The sequence below is a fragment of the Tetragenococcus halophilus genome (assembly GCF_001712815.1).
Taxonomy (GTDB): domain Bacteria; phylum Bacillota; class Bacilli; order Lactobacillales; family Enterococcaceae; genus Tetragenococcus; species Tetragenococcus halophilus.
In genome coordinates, this window is the sequence record NZ_CP012047.1 from 843,603 (window position 1) to 858,652 (window position 15,050).

Sequence of the window (15,050 nt, forward strand, 5' to 3'; positions counted from 1 at the left end):
GAAAACAATGAGTCTGGCAGTTTTTGATATTGGCGGTACTGCAGTAAAATATGGTTTGTGGCAAAAAGGGGCAATTAAACAGAAGGGGAAATTTCCTACCCCCTCTTCTTTTACCCAACTAGAAGAAACTTTTGCTCAAACAATCAAAAATTTTGATACTGAGGTTACAGGCGTTGCTATTAGTTCTCCAGGCGCAGTCAATGTGGAGAAACGAAGAATTGATGGCATAAGTGCGGTATCTTATCTTCATCATCGCCCCATTTTTGCTGAATTGGAAGACTATTTAAAATTACCTGTTACCATCGAAAATGATGCCAATTGTGCTGGCATTTGTGAAATGATTCAAGGAGCAGGAAAACAAGTACAACAAGCGGTGTTTCTTGTTATTGGAACGGGTGTCGGGGGTGCCATTTTTATTCATAATCAATTATACAAAGGCGCCCATCTTTTCGGTGGTGAATTTGGTCTTATGCGTAATCAGAATGGGAAATCTTTGAGTGTGAATGGGACTGTTCGAAACACAGCTTTGCGTTTTTCTGAAAAATTTGGTCAAAACATAGACGGCGTCCAACTTTTTGATCTAAAAAAGGAAGGCAATGTTGACGCGGAACAAGCCGTTTCAGAAATGTATGATTCCTTGGTGGAAAGTCTATATAATATTCAAGTCTCTTTAGATCCAGAGATGGTGATTATCGGCGGAGGTGTTTCTGCGCGAAATGAATTTATCAACGAATTGCGTAAACGACTATATAATAATCTAGCAAAAGACGATATTGAATCCATTATGCCAGAAATCCAAGCTTGTCAGTACCATAATGATGCGAATCTTATTGGCGCAGCGTTAAATTTTGAAACTCTAAAACAATAAAGTAGTTATTATAATGACTAAAAATAAGCATTAGAAAAGGGGTAATCTTTTTTAGTGCTTATTTTTATTTTTCTCTGAAAATAAAAATAGCGACAGTTTTTAATAGCGAAATACGTTATAACATGTTATAATTAATTATACATAAAAACAAGGGGATGATATTATGGGAAAGATTAAAGTACGAAAAATTGGAAACTCAGTTGGAGCTATTTTTCCTAAAGAGTGGGGATTGGAAGAAGGAGATATTTTAAATTATCAAAAAAAAGATAATCACTATATTATTGATACGCAACAGCTAGCACAAAAACATGATCGTCAAATGATTGAAGAAAGTTTTGCAGATTTTGAAACAGGGCGTGTTCTTTCCGAGGAGGAGATGAAACAAGAGTTTGGAAAATACGGTTGGGGCGAGTAAATGAAAGAGTTTGAAATTGTTTATACAGAAAGTTTTAGAAATAGTTTGAATACTAATATTGATGAATGGGAAACAAAACTTTTTCTTTCTGAAGAAAAAATCCGTCATTTTATCCAGCTTATTTATCAATCTTTAGAGCAACTCAAAGCTTTTCCTGAAATGTATGAAGAGGTTTCTGCATTATATGGTCTAGAGAAACCTACTTATCGTGTTCTTATTGGAAAAACGTTTGCTATATTTTATCGAATTGATAAAAAGAATAGTAAAATTTTAATTGGTAATTTTTTTAAGCAGAAGCAAATGAAAGTCCAATTTTAACATGAATGAGAAAAGAAACTGAGAGAAATATCTTCTTTAGTTTGACCTATAAATAACCGAGAAAGTTTGTATATGTACAAACCTTTTCGGTTATTTTTTTACAGTTATTCGATGGAAAGTCATAGTATGATAGTTTATGTATTTAAGCCCTTTCAAAATCATGGAAAAGAATTGAGCTGTTCCTTAGTAAAAAAGTATCGGATAATACGATGTAAGGAGGAAGCAAATGTTAAGCGAAAGAAGCCAGCTAATTTTGACTCTTATTCTTGAAAAGAAAACGATCGAGTTAAATGACATTGCTAAACTATTGGGCGTTTCACCGCGGACAGTAAGAAATAATTTTTTGGAAATTGATGAATTTTTACAAAGTAAAAATTTAAATAGTTTAGAAAAACAAGTGAAGGTTACCTATTCACTTAATGATAATAAAAACCTGATTGAAAAGGCTTTATCCAACAAGGACGCTCCGAATAATAAAGAAGATTTTTGGCAAGAGCCCGCATTTCGGTTGCAATTTCTATACAATAAAATTTTTTGGGAAGAACGACGGATTACGATCGAATATTTTATGGATTGCTTATTAGTTAGTAGAAGTACAGTCAATAATGATTTGAAAGAATTAAGAAAAATCGCCCAGAAAAAAGATATCTCCATTTATTTTGAAAAAAAGAGAGGATTTTATTTATCAGGTTCTGAAGAAAATCAACGCGAGCTTTATTTTATATTTATAGAAAAAGCCATACATTCGAGTAATTATTTAAAAGAACTGGAAACAAGTGATCGTTCTTTTATCAATTATTGGATTAAAAAAGTGGAAGAAGAATTAATGATACAAATGACAGATGATAGTTTTCAAAAATTCGAAGAAATTATTGTGACGATTATTAAACGAATAAAGAGCAACAAATATGTAAGCGAAAATTATAAACCCGCTGCTGGCTATTCTATCAATGAATTAGAAATTGTTAGCAACAATTGTCATTTACTAGAAAGATACTTTGACATTTTGTTCGATTCCCCCGAAATTTTATTTCTATCCAATCAGCTTTATCAAAGACATTTCATCAAAAACGAGGTGATCTATCAAGGGTTTAAAGTAAACTTGGATATTTTAGCAAATAATGTAATAACGGAAATTAGTAAGAAATTAAACATTGACTTAACAAAAGACAAAGAGTTATATGAAAATTTAGCCTTACATTTCCAGACAACTATAACTAAAGATACTGATATTAGTGATTTGATCAATGAAGAGATGTATAAAAAGATTCGAAATATGTATCCAACTGTCTATGTTGCTGTCAAAAAAGTAATGAAGCAGGTATTTACACAACACCATATTTCAATAAGTGATGATAAAGAATATTCTTTTGTAACCTTACATCTCATTTCTTCGATGGAAAAAATGAAAAACATCTATACTAAAAATCTAAATGTTTTTCTAGTCTGTCATATGGGCGTAGGAACTTCTCAGTTTTTAAAAAATAAATTAGAACAGCATTTTAATTTTCCTATGGAAGTGGTCACCAAAGACTATTTGCAAGCGCATTTATATGACGCGGATATGATTATTTCTACTGTGCCGCTAGAAGTTATAGATATTCCGTTTGTTGAAGTATCGGCTGTTCTTTCCGAAATAGATGTCAATAAGATTCAATTATTAGAAAAAAAGATTTTAGATGAAAAAATGATTCAAGAAAAAATTACGGAAGGAAGCTATGAACCGATGTTAAAAGAATTATTAACAGAAAATACAATTGATACTCAAGTTAACGTCAATGGTTGGAAAGAAGCAATCATTTATGGCGGAAAAATTTTGGAAGAAGAAGGAACCATTGATAGGACTTATACGAATTCGATGGTAGAGTCTGTAGAAAAATTTGGTCCATACATCGTTATCGCACCACATATTGCTTTAGCACATGCTAGTTCTAAAGATGGCGTTCATAAAATTGGTATGAGTTTAATTACCTTAGATAAGGGAATTAATTTTGGTAATAAGGAGAATGATCCTGTCTATACTGTTATTTGCTTAGCGGCTATTGATCATAACTCCCATTTAAAAGCGCTTTCCGAGTTAGTAGAAGCTCTAAAAGAAGATCGATTTAATCGCTTATTACGTTCTTCTGATAAGGAAGGGATTTTACAGTATATTGATAAAACGGAGATTTAAAAGGAGATAGATAAAAAATGGATTATCTAAAAGAAGTTGATAACAGGATAGAAACTTTACAAAATATTCGTGAGACAAAGGTAGAACAAATGAAACAAGCAGCTGAAATACTCACAAAGGCTTTGGAAGAGGGAGGTAAAATTTTAACCGCTGGAAATGGCGGAAGTGCCGCGAATGCACAACATATTACAGGCGATGTTGTTGGACGCTACAAAATAGAAAGAGGAGCTTTTGCTGGTGTGACACTATCCGTTGATCCTAGTGTGATGACAGCGACTGGGAATGATTATGGCTACGAGGAAGTGTTTGCTCGTCAAGTGGAGGGGATAGGAAACAAAGGAGACGTTCTTATTATCATGTCTTCTAGTGCAGGATCTGCTAATTTATTGCAGGCGTTGAAAAAAGCGAAAGAAAAGGAAATATATACGATTGCGGTACTGGGAAATAATGGAGGAGTGTTGAAAGAGTGGACAGACAAATGTGTCGATTTTCCATTTAAAGATTCGGATTTAGTTGAAGAAATTGCGATGTCCATTTTCCATATGGTCTTAACGCAAGTAGAAGAAAGTGTAGTAAATAATAAATAAAAATTTTAGGAGGAAATACAGATGAAAATATTAACAGTATGTGGCATGGGTTCAGGTTCTAGTTTGATTATGAAAATGAATGTGGATGCGATTTTAGAAGAAGAGGATGTTAAAGGAGAAGTAGAAGCTTGTGATTTAGGTTCTGTAGGTGGACAAGGTGCAGATTTAATTATTTCCACTGCTGAATTAGAAAATCAGCTAACTGACGTTGAGACTCCAAAAGTGTTTGTGAACAATGTAGTTGATAAAGAGGCGATCAGAGCAGCTATTTTACCTCAGTTAAAGTCATAGAAATGGAGTGAAAATGAATGAATTTTATTTATAGTTTTTTTAATCAGCCAGCAATTATCATCGGACTCATCGCTTTTATTGGTTTGGTTGCTTTAAAAAAACCAGTAACGAAAATTATTACCGGAACAGGTAAAACCGTCATCGGTTTTCTAATCTTATCCAGTGGGGGCGACATTATTTCTGGAGCGTTAGAAACGCTGGGGCCCGCTTTTGAAGATGCATTTAATGTCCAAGGGGTAATTCCGGCAAATGAAGCTGTTATTGGAATTGCGGAAAATTTGCTGGGAACAGAAATGAGTTTGATTATGGCTTTTGGCTTTATCATGAATATCCTGATCGCTCGATTGACTAACATTAAATACATTTTTCTATCAGGTCACCATATCTTGTTTATGTCGGCGCTATTAGCTGCAGTGCTTGGTACAACCGGTTTTTCGGGCGTGGAGCTAGTCGCGATTGGTGCGTTCTTGTTAGGGTCGTTTATGGCGATTTCTCCTGCCATTGTTCAGCCTTTTTATCGTAATGTGACGGGAAATGATAATATCGCTATGGGTCACTTTAATGCGGCCAATTATGCGTTATCTGGCTGGATTAGTAAATTAGTAGGGAATAAAGAAAAATCTACAGAAGATTTAAAAATTCCTGAAGGCTTAGGTTTCTTTAGAGATAATACGATTTCTACAGCTATTGTTATGATAATTATCTATGTTCTTACATTCTTGTTTGCTGATAGCGCGGTTATTGGTGAAATGTCTGGTGGAGATAACATTGTGATGTTTGCCATTACACAAGCACTTACTTTTACAGCTGGTTTCGTGATTGTTTTACAAGGAGTACGTATGATGTTGGCTGAAATTGTTCCTGCCTTTAAAGGAATCTCTGAAAAAATTGTACCGGATTCGAAACCAGCTTTGGATGTACCAGTTATTTTTCCTTATGGGCCTAATTCTGTTTTAGTAGGTTTTGTCGCTTCTGTCGTCGGTGGTTTCCTTATGTTTTTACTCTTGCCGTTGTTTAATTTACCAGTGATCATTCCGGGGCTTATTCCATTATTCTTTGTAGGTGCTGGTTCTGGTGTGTTAGCCAATGCAACAGGAGGAAGACGAGGGACAATTATTAGTGGCATTATTAATGGCGCATTGCTAATTTTGTTGCCAGCAATTTTGCTACCATTATTAGGAGACTTAGGATTTACTAACTCTACTTTTGGAGATTCTGATTTTGCTGTTGTTGGAATTGTACTTGGTTATTTTTATAACTGGTTTGGTAAAGTCGGGATTTATGGCATCGTTGCTATTTTAGTGGCTTACTTTATCTATTCAGCTGTACGTCCAGCAAAGAAAATAGAAGTTTAAAGGAGATTATTACATGAGTACAAATTCTAAAAAAGAACAATTAGCAATCAATACTTTACGAACATTGACCATTGATGCTGTCGAAAAAGCAAGTAGCGGACATATGGGGCTTCCTTTAGGGGCGGCTTCAATGGCTTATACATTATGGAATAGACATTTAAAGATTAATCCAGAAGATCCACAATGGTTTAACCGGGATCGTTTTGTATTATCAGCAGGTCACGGGTTTATGTTACTGTATGGGTTATTACATTTAAGTGGTTTTAATGTTTCAAAAAAAGATTTGCAAGAATTCCGTTCTTTCAATAGTAAAACACCAGGGCACCCAGAATGGGAACAAACAGAAGGGGTAGAAGTGACGACAGGACCTTTAGGGCAAGGAATTTCTATGGCTGTAGGGATGGCTTTAGCGGAGGAGAAGTTAGCTGATACGATTAATGAAGAACAAAATCAATTGATTGATCATTATACCTATGTGTTATGCGGTGACGGAGATTTAATGGAAGGCGTGAGTCATGAAGCCATTTCTTTTGCCGGGCACTTGCAATTAGGAAAGTTAATCGTGTTGTATGATTCTAACCAATCTTCTTTGGATGCCGCTTTGGAGCAATCCTTTTCTGATAATATTCAAGAGAAATTTGAAGCGGTCCATTGGCAGCATTTATTAGTTGAAGATGGGCAAAATATAGAAGAAATTGATAAAGCTCTTTGTCAAGCTAAAGAAACAAATCAACCAACAGTAATTGAAGTGAAAACAACGATTGGTTACGGTTTACCCAAAATTGCAGGAACTAGTGATGCACATAGTGATCCGGTGGGAGAAGAAGACGCAAAGAAGGCCAAGGAAAACTTAGGTTGGGAATATGATACGCCATTTACTATCCCTGAGGAAGCTTATGAGGCATTTTCAGATTTAAAAAGTAGGGGAAAACGGTTAAAAGAAAAATGGGAGCAAGATTATTCAGCACTCAAGCAGAATAATCCAGAAAAAATTCAAATATTAGAAGATTTTTTGCAACAAAAATTACCAGAGGACTGGTCCGAAATATTCAACGAACTTTCGTTTAAAGAGGGGATGTTAGCTACTCGAACTGCTTCTCATAAAATATTAAATGCATTATCTACTCATATTCCGCAATTAATTGGAGGCGCAGCAGATGTCAGTTCGTCGACAAAAGCGACGATTGATAATTCTTCAGCGATTACTGCTTCTGATTTTTCTGGTAAAAATATTTATTTTGGTGTCAGAGAGTTTGGTATGACGGCGATCGCAAATGGACTCGCGCTGCATCATTTTCTACCTTTTGTCAGCACATATTTTATTTTTTCCGATTATATGAAACCTGCGATACGATTGGCTGCGTTAATGGGCTTACCAGTCACTTATGTTTTTAGTCACGATAGTATTGCTGTCGGCAAAGATGGCCCTACGCATCAGCCGGTCGAGCAACTCGCTGCTTTTCGCTCTATGCCGAACTTGCAAGTAATTCGCCCCGCAGATGGCAACGAAACAGCAGCAGCTTGGAAGTTCGCTTTAAAACAAAAGACTAAACCAACAATGCTCGTACTAGAAAGACAAGCAACTGTACCAGTTACTCATTCTTTGGATCAGGCAATAGAAGGTGTAAGCCATGGAGGCTACATCGTCTCTGAAGTGAAAGATCCTGTGGGGATATTAATCGCTAGTGGTTCGGAAGTTTCATTAGCAGTAGAGGCCCAAGAGGCTCTTGCCAAAGAAAATATTGCGGTGAATGTTGTGAGTCTTCCTTCTTGGGATTTATTTGAAGCGCAAATTGAAGAATATAAGGAAAAAATATTACCTAAGCATTTAACAAAGCGAGTAACCATAGAAATGGCTTCAAAATTAGGTTGGAGAGAATATGCAGGGTCTGAAGGTAAAATTCTATCTGTTGATTCCTTCGGTTATTCAGGAGACCCAGAAGAGGTAATGGAAGCCTTTGGATTTACTGTGGGTAATGTAGTGAATAAATTTAAATCTTTGTAAAGATATTTATGTAGAGATAATTATAGAAGTTTATTTTTTATAGTGCCATGAAACTGTCGGTTTATTCTTGTAGACTAAATATAAGAATAAATCGGCTTTTTTATTCTTTGAATCTTGCGTAGTTAAATCGAGTAGGAGACTAACCATTAATTGATTAGTCGACCTCTCACACCACCGTACGTACGGTTCCGTATACGGCGGTTCAATAATTTAAGCTTTTATTTCTCAAGGATTTCAATGAAATCCTTGAGTTTCCATTGTTTGAACTTTTCTTTGCTGAAGATTCTATTTAGAAGTTTTGATTTTGAAATTCGCCAATACTGTTTCCGGCTATTCGCATACGTCATGGCCTCTTTATGAGAGGCCCCTCTTGCCTTCAGTTGGCGGTATTTCGTATCGACTTTCTTCCATCTTTTCCAAATCAAGGCTCGCAACCTATGTCGTAAGTATTCCATCTGTTTAGCTAGGAAAGTTTTTAGTTCTCCGTCTTTATAGTATTGAATCCAACCTTGGGTGTACTGATTGATGGTTTTGATCATCTCATCTAGCGTGCCCACCCTTTTTCGGTTCGTCAATCTTTTCAGCGTTCTTTTGAACTTTTGTTTGGCCGACGCTGTGGGTCGGCTCTTTACTTTCCCTTATCTTTTCTCATACGATAGCTCAGGTATTCTAATTGATGCGCCTTAATGATTTGGCTCTTTTCTTGATTCACCGTCAATCGTAATTTCTTTTCCAGGAATTGGGTAATACTTTCTTGGACTCTCTGAGCGGCCCGCTCGCTTTGGACAAAGATAATAAAATCGTCCGCGTATCGAATAAACCGATGGTTTCTTCTTTCGAGTTCCTTGTCCAATTGGTCCAGATAAACATTGGCTAAAAGAGGAGAAAGCGGGCTCCCTTGGGAGGCTCCTTTTGAAGTTGGACGAAGAATTTCGCCCTCCATTACTCCTGCGTTTAAGAAATTCCAAATAAGTTGGAGAACGGCCTTTTCTTCGATGTACCATTGCATACGATGCATAAGTTTCTGATGGTTAATCGTGTCGAAATAGCTCTTTAAATCACAGTCGACAACCACGTCATAGCCTTCTTCATAATATTGGCCTGCCTTCGCTATTGCTTGTTGACAGCTTTTTCCAGGTCTAAACCCATAGCTGTTTTCCGAAAAGGTCGGGTCGATCAAGGGCGTGATGACTTGTAAAATCATTTGTTGTACTACGCGGTCCCGTACGACGGGGATGCTCAATTTTCGTTTCTTGCCGTTTCCTTTAGGAATTTCCACACGTTTTGTTGGTTGTGGGCGATAGGTCCCTTCTCTCAGCTTTTGTACAAAGGGACGACGATACTTGTTCAAATGAGATTTGATTTCAGATACCGTCATATCATCGATTCCCGGTGCTCCTTTGTTCTTTTTGACTTTCTCGATCGCTCGATCTATATTCATTGAGCTGACGAGTTCGTTCATTAATGGAAAGCCACTTTGGTTCATCATCTTATTGTCGTGCTCCCTTACGCGCTCCTCATTTCTTCTTTTGCTTCCAGCTTATCCTTCCACGAGTGAGCTACCTATCGGTCTTTACCACGGTATTGGCTGCGGTCCTGGTGAGCACGTCCACCTCCTTGTTTACTTCAAAGTTATTATTGTTCAGTCCTTCATATCCATAGGATACTACTATGACCTTGGCTGACTTCTGCCTATTCGTTGTTACTACGATTTCTATCGCTAGGCAGACCTCCTCGGGTAAGGTGCGATAACTTTCCACTCACGTCACCGCCTCATTTACTGTATGGGATTCGGGCAGTATTGGACTTTGCTTTGTTTTGCAAGCTCGTCCGTCCCAATTCAGCCTTCTTATGAGATTCCTGTTCGTCAGTGCGAGTGTTTGCCTCCAGCTTCCTTCAGATTCCGCCTCACGACGGACACCCTTGCTTTTAGCTAACAGTTCCTACTGCCAAGCCTGTAGTGGACTTTCACCACCAAGTTATCGCCCATGCCGAGCGCACAAAAATTTAAAGCGAATAAGGTTTCATTGCTTTAAAATTGTTATAATGAATTTATATTTAATCTTAAAGAATATTTGCACATTTTCCTACTGTATTTAAAGGAGGCATGCTATGCATCAGTTATTTTTACCGAAATCATTTACTCAAAAATTTAATGAAAACAACCCTTGTTTTATATATATTAGTCAAGTAAACATAGAAGATCGTAACCATCCTCGTACCTTACATGCGCATTCAGATATTGTTGAATTGCTCTTAGTTACTGAAGGAAAAGGGGAAATCTTTATTGATGAACGCGAGTATCTTGTCGAAAAAGGAGATCTGGTTGTCTATAATAGTGACGTTGTACATGAGGAATTTTTTAAAAATGAAGCCGTCTCTTCGTATTGTATTGGTTTAAAAGGGGTGCAAGAAAAAGGACTACGACCAGGAGCTTTGATCTCTGATCAAGAAATGCCTATCTTTAAAACAAGAGAAAACTTTAATATTATAAAAAATATTTTTGAAACTTGTTTTCTAGTTTTAGAGCAACGACAGCTCAATTATGCAACAATTGTGCAACAGTTTTTTGTAACGCTAGTGCTTTTATTAAAGTCGAATATTCTACAAAATAAAAACAATATGAAGAAAAAAGATAACAAGTTAGCTATCGTACAAGATATTAAATTATATATGGATGAAAATTTTACTCAAGAGTTTAAAGTAAAGAATTTAGAAAGTAATCCACGGTGGAATATCAATTCATTTTATTTTGCTCATAAATTCAAAGAGCTTTATGGTTATTCACCCATTGAATATTTACAACGACGCAGGATAGGAGAAGCTCAAACGCAATTAATTACAACTAAAAGTTCAGTCACAGAAATTGCTCACAAAGTAGGATTTAATAGTTCTGCTTATTTTTCAACACTTTTCAAAAAGATTGTTTCTCTAAGTCCCAGAGAATATCGAGATAGGTACGTGAAATAGTGAACGCAAGATTTTAAAATTTTTGTTTTTTACTTTTTTGAGAAGGACTTTTACTAAGTTTAGTAAATCACATATTGCGCAAGATACGAAAATACTTTTAACCAATTGTCTTCTATAATTTAATGGTAGACACAAGTTGTTAATTATTAGTCAGCCTAGTAATTCATTTATTGTGAAAATAAAAACAAGAGGTGGTTTTAATATGGGTAATATTTTATTGGCCCTAGTGCCAGCGTTAATGTGGGGAATCAACCCACTAGTTATGCAAAAAATTGGTGGTAAAGCAACAAATCAACAAATGGGAATGTCTATGGGAACATTAATATTCTCAGTGGCGGTTTTATTTTTTTATCAACCAGCTACATGGTCTGCCAATCTAATTATAGCTTCATTTTTATGTGGGATATCTTGGTCATTTGGTCAGTTTAACCAAATTAAAAGTTTTCATATAATTGGTGTTTCACGTGCAATGCCGATTTCGACTGGGACACAATTAATTGGTACAACTTTAGTGGGTGTATTGTATTTTAGAGAATGGACTCAAACAATGCATTATTTTTTAGGAATAAGTGCATTAGTATTAATTATTGCGGGTGTTACTTTTACTGCTTATCAAGAAAAAGTAGAAAAAATAAGTAATGAAGTAGACATGAAAAAAGGGATGATTACATTAATTGTTTCTTCTGCAGGTTTTGTATTATACGCAGTAATTCCTCGTCTTGCTGATATTAATGGCTGGGATGCAATTTTCCCACAAGCGATTGGTATGTTTATCGGTTCGATTTTGTTTTGTTCATTTGAGAAGAAACCAGATATTTTCGGAAAAAAGTCTTTTCAAAATTTACTTATTGGGCTCTTTTTTGCTATTGGGAATATTACACTTATGCTTTCCAATGAAGCAAATGGCGTTGCATTAGGTTTTACCCTTTCTCAGATGAATGTGGTGGTTTCCACTATAGGTGGACTGCTTATTCTTCATGAAATAAAAACTTCCAAAGAACTTAAGTACACTTTAAGTGGTTTAATCTTGGTGGTTGCCGGAGGTATTTTGATAGGTATGACGAAGTAGGATTTTCGGGGACGACAAGAAAAGTGAAATATGTTATTTTTGTAACAGAGTAAGAGAACGCTTGAAATTGCAAAATATAGTAATGTAATGAAAATATGAGGAGGAATTTCATTGGATAATCATTTGATTCGTGTAGGTGTTATCGGATGTGGAGCGATCGGAAAGGAACACGTTGAACGACTAACGAACGTCGTTTCTCAGACTAAAGTCGTGGCTGTATACGACTATGTAGAAAAAGTTGCAGATGAAGTTGCGCAAAAATATGACGCTAAAAGTTTCGCAAGTGGTGAAGAATTAATCGCAAGTAATGACGTGGACGCGGTTGTAGTCTGTTCGACAGATGAAACGCATGCTGGTTACGTTGTGGAGTGTTTAAAACAAAATAAATATGTTTTCTGTGAAAAGCCACTAGCGTTAACTGCCAAAGAATGCGAAGAAATGATGGCAATTGAAAGTGAACAAGGCCATCGTTTGTTACAAATGGGTTTTAATCGTCGTTTTGATAAAGGGTATGTTGAAATGAAAAAAGCGATTGAAGCAGGTGAAGTCGGTGAGCCGTTAATGATTCATAGTGCACACCGCAATATCGCACAGGCTGCTGGTTTCCAAACTGATTACGCAATCACTCGTGTTGCTATTCATGAAATTGATATTAGTCGTTGGTTATTAAATGACGAATACGATGAAGTCCAAGTTCTTAAAGTAAAACAAAGTAAACGCACTTCCGGCGATTGGTTAAACCCACAGTTGATGATGTTTACAACAAAATCAGGACAGCGTATTGATGTTGAAGTCCAAACAGATGGTGCTTACGCTTATGACATTCGCTGCCAAGTGGTTGGAGAGGATGGTACACTAGATTTACCAGATCCGGCCGCAGTGACTAAGCGAAAAAACCAACAAGTTTCTTACGGTTTAGGAGATCATTGGGCGAGTCGTTTTGCGGATTCTTATGATGAGGAGTTTATTGAATGGGCAACAGGTATTTTAAATGATCAACTTGTCGGAGCCAGCACTTGGGATGGTTATGCTTCTTGTGTAACCTCAGATGCATTAATTCAATCAAGGAAAACCGGCCAACCAGAAAAAGTAACGATGATTGAACAAGCCGAGATTTATAAATAGTTTTTCTCTAAGTTATATAAGCAAAAAAAACGCTAATTTACGAGTTAGCGTTTTTTTGCTTTACAATAATTAGATGTAACAAACTAGGATAAATGTTATGATGTAAGCGAAAACAAATGTATGAAAAGGAGAATAAAAATGACGATAGATTTAACGGTAGAACAATTAGCTAATAAAATCGATCATACTTTATTAAAAGCAGATGCACAAGAAGCCGCTTTTGAAAAGTTATGTCAAGAAGCAAGAGCGTATGGATTTAAAATGGTAGCGATTAATTCCGCGCCGGTTACACTATGTAAAAAGTTATTAAGGGATAGTCCGGTTCATGTGGGAGCTGCGATTGGCTTTCCTTTAGGGCAAACGACTATCCAAACAAAAGTATTTGAAACCAGAGAAGCAATTAAAAATGGCGCAGATGAAATTGATTATGTTATCAACTTATCAAAATTAAAAGATGGTAATGACAAATATATTGAAGAAGAGATGCAAACAATTGTAGATATTTGTAAAAAAGAAAATATTCTTTCGAAAGTTATTTTAGAAACTTGTTATTTAACAGACGATGAAAAGGAAAAAGTTTGTGAAATAGCTAAAGAAGTTCAACCAGATTTTGTTAAAACGACCACTGGTTTTGGTTCAGCTGGAGCAACTGTTGCTGACGTTAAATTAATGAAAGAAGTGGTTGGTGACAAAGTAAAAGTCAAAGCTGCTGGAGGTATTCGTGACTTGAAAACTGCTAAAGATATGCTTGAAGCAGGGGCCGATCGTTTAGGCATGAGTTCAAGTGTTAAAGTTATTGAAGAATATCGAGCAGAAAGGGCACAGTTGGATGGTTAATATTTATCTTATTGGCGTTGGCGCGCGGACATGATTCATGCTAGAAATATGGCTGGAAAAATTAAAAATGCCGAACTCATCGCTTTGTGTGCCCCCCTTTGGAAGAAAGTTTACAGAATGCTCAAGCAGAGCTAGATGACAAAAAAATATATAAAGACTAGCATGATGCTTTAAAGAACGAGGAAATTGATGCTGTAATCATTGTGACGCCGACCGACCGCTTACTTACCATAAAGAAATTGCAATAGCTGCAGCACAAGTAAAAAAAAATATTTTATGTGATAAACCTCTTGCAATGAACGAAGAAGAATGTCAACAAGCATTGGGAAATGCTGAAAAATCGGTTGGATTGAAGGGTGTTATAGCATTTGAATAACGGTATCGAAAAACAGAGAAATAAATGATGAAAGAATTTTCTGCTGAAAAATACCATGTGGATGTATTAAAAGTTGAAGTGCCAGTAAACATGGCTTTTGTCGAAGGTTATAGTGATGGAGAAGTTGTTTATAGTCAAGATGAAGCAGCTGATTACTTTGTTGATCAAACCAATGCAACTGATTTACCATTCATCTTCTTAAGTGCCGGAGTATCAGCTGAATTATTACGTAACACCTTGCGTTTTGCTAAAGAAGCCGGATCGACATTTAATGGCGTCTTATGTGGCCGGACAACTTGGACAGATGGCGTTCCTGTCTTTGTAAAAAGTGGCGAACAAGCCGCTATTGAATGGTTACAAACACAAGGTAAACAAAACATTGATGAATTAAATGAAACATTGAAAGAAACAGCTACACCGATGAAGTAAAAAGACTGGTTACTGTGAAGTTAATTCATAGTAGCCAATTTTTTATAAAGAATAAGTAAAGTAACCACATAAGTCGGACAAACTAATGTGGTTATCATGATTTAACCCCACTAGTACTGAACTTATGTGCTTATTTCTTTTTTAGCTCACTACTTTTGCTTACTTATGAGCTTAGCAGAGTCTAAATTTACTTCTAATCAATCCTTAAGTACTTACTTAACAAAGTGAGAAC

15 protein-coding genes and 1 pseudogene are annotated in these 15,050 nt (G+C 36.1%); 14 read left to right on the forward strand and 2 right to left on the reverse strand.

Features of this window, described 5'->3' with window-relative positions; translation table 11 throughout:
* Nucleotides 1-7: 7 nt before the first annotated feature.
* The 8 genes from AC806_RS04015 to tkt all read left to right on the forward strand — a co-directional run bounded on the left by AC806_RS04015 (nt 8) and on the right by tkt (nt 8,012).
* On the forward strand, nt 8-868 hold the full coding sequence (locus AC806_RS04015) for an ROK family protein (RefSeq protein ID WP_069028824.1): 861 nt from the start codon (nt 8-10) through the stop codon (nt 866-868).
* A 163-nt stretch (nt 869-1,031) separates the two neighbouring features.
* A complete protein-coding gene (locus tag AC806_RS04020; protein WP_069028825.1) occupies nt 1,032-1,283 on the forward strand; it encodes an AbrB/MazE/SpoVT family DNA-binding domain-containing protein in 252 nt (83 codons plus the stop codon).
* A complete protein-coding gene (locus AC806_RS04025; protein ID WP_069028826.1) occupies nt 1,284-1,601 on the forward strand; it encodes a type II toxin-antitoxin system RelE/ParE family toxin in 318 nt (105 codons plus the stop codon). It abuts the gene before it with no gap.
* A gap of 226 nt (nt 1,602-1,827) precedes the next feature.
* Nucleotides 1,828-3,774, forward strand: coding sequence for a BglG family transcription antiterminator (locus tag AC806_RS04030; protein ID WP_069028827.1), 1,947 nt, complete (start codon nt 1,828-1,830; stop codon nt 3,772-3,774).
* A 17-nt stretch (nt 3,775-3,791) separates the two neighbouring features.
* A complete protein-coding gene (locus AC806_RS04035) occupies nt 3,792-4,361 on the forward strand; it encodes a D-sedoheptulose-7-phosphate isomerase (protein ID WP_083207560.1) in 570 nt (189 codons plus the stop codon).
* Nucleotides 4,362-4,382: 21 nt separating this feature from the next.
* The gene (locus AC806_RS04040) at nt 4,383-4,652 is read left to right on the forward strand and encodes a PTS sugar transporter subunit IIB (RefSeq protein WP_069028828.1); all 270 of its coding nucleotides are present in this window, start codon (nt 4,383-4,385) and stop codon (nt 4,650-4,652) included.
* Between the two features lie 17 nt (nt 4,653-4,669).
* Nucleotides 4,670-6,007, forward strand: a complete 1,338-nt coding sequence (locus AC806_RS04045) for a PTS ascorbate transporter subunit IIC (protein ID WP_069028829.1) — start codon at nt 4,670-4,672, stop codon at nt 6,005-6,007.
* A gap of 13 nt (nt 6,008-6,020) precedes the next feature.
* Complete coding sequence (gene tkt, locus AC806_RS04050; RefSeq protein ID WP_069028830.1) at nt 6,021-8,012, forward strand: transketolase; 1,992 nt, start codon at nt 6,021-6,023, stop codon at nt 8,010-8,012.
* 218 nt (nt 8,013-8,230) lie between these two features.
* On the opposite strand, the gene AC806_RS11670 is transcribed toward tkt, so the two are convergent.
* Complete coding sequence (locus tag AC806_RS11670; RefSeq protein ID WP_014123482.1) at nt 8,231-8,587, reverse strand: group II intron maturase-specific domain-containing protein; 357 nt, start codon at nt 8,585-8,587, stop codon at nt 8,231-8,233.
* Between the two features lie 53 nt (nt 8,588-8,640).
* Nucleotides 8,641-9,501: a group II intron reverse transcriptase/maturase gene (gene ltrA, locus AC806_RS04055; RefSeq protein ID WP_014123943.1), complete on the reverse strand. Its 861-nt coding sequence runs from the start codon at nt 9,499-9,501 to the stop codon at nt 8,641-8,643.
* 623 nt (nt 9,502-10,124) lie between these two features.
* Here ltrA and AC806_RS04065 point away from each other — a divergent pair.
* The 6 genes and pseudogenes from AC806_RS04065 to AC806_RS04085 all read left to right on the forward strand — a co-directional run.
* On the forward strand, nt 10,125-10,982 hold the full coding sequence (locus AC806_RS04065; protein ID WP_069028831.1) for a helix-turn-helix domain-containing protein: 858 nt from the start codon (nt 10,125-10,127) through the stop codon (nt 10,980-10,982).
* A 202-nt stretch (nt 10,983-11,184) separates the two neighbouring features.
* The gene (locus AC806_RS04070; RefSeq protein ID WP_069028832.1) at nt 11,185-12,051 is read left to right on the forward strand and encodes a GRP family sugar transporter; all 867 of its coding nucleotides are present in this window, start codon (nt 11,185-11,187) and stop codon (nt 12,049-12,051) included.
* A gap of 111 nt (nt 12,052-12,162) precedes the next feature.
* Nucleotides 12,163-13,176, forward strand: coding sequence for a Gfo/Idh/MocA family protein (locus tag AC806_RS04075; protein ID WP_069028833.1), 1,014 nt, complete (start codon nt 12,163-12,165; stop codon nt 13,174-13,176).
* A 138-nt stretch (nt 13,177-13,314) separates the two neighbouring features.
* The gene (gene deoC / locus AC806_RS04080) at nt 13,315-14,013 is read left to right on the forward strand and encodes a deoxyribose-phosphate aldolase (protein WP_197492667.1); all 699 of its coding nucleotides are present in this window, start codon (nt 13,315-13,317) and stop codon (nt 14,011-14,013) included.
* A gap of 271 nt (nt 14,014-14,284) precedes the next feature.
* Nucleotides 14,285-14,389, forward strand: coding sequence for a hypothetical protein (locus AC806_RS12300; RefSeq protein ID WP_399266614.1), 105 nt, complete (start codon nt 14,285-14,287; stop codon nt 14,387-14,389).
* Nucleotides 14,390-14,413: 24 nt separating this feature from the next.
* Nucleotides 14,414-14,818 (forward strand): annotated as a pseudogene (locus tag AC806_RS04085) (beta/alpha barrel domain-containing protein); the annotation flags it as partial.
* Between the last annotated feature and the right edge of the window lie 232 nt (nt 14,819-15,050).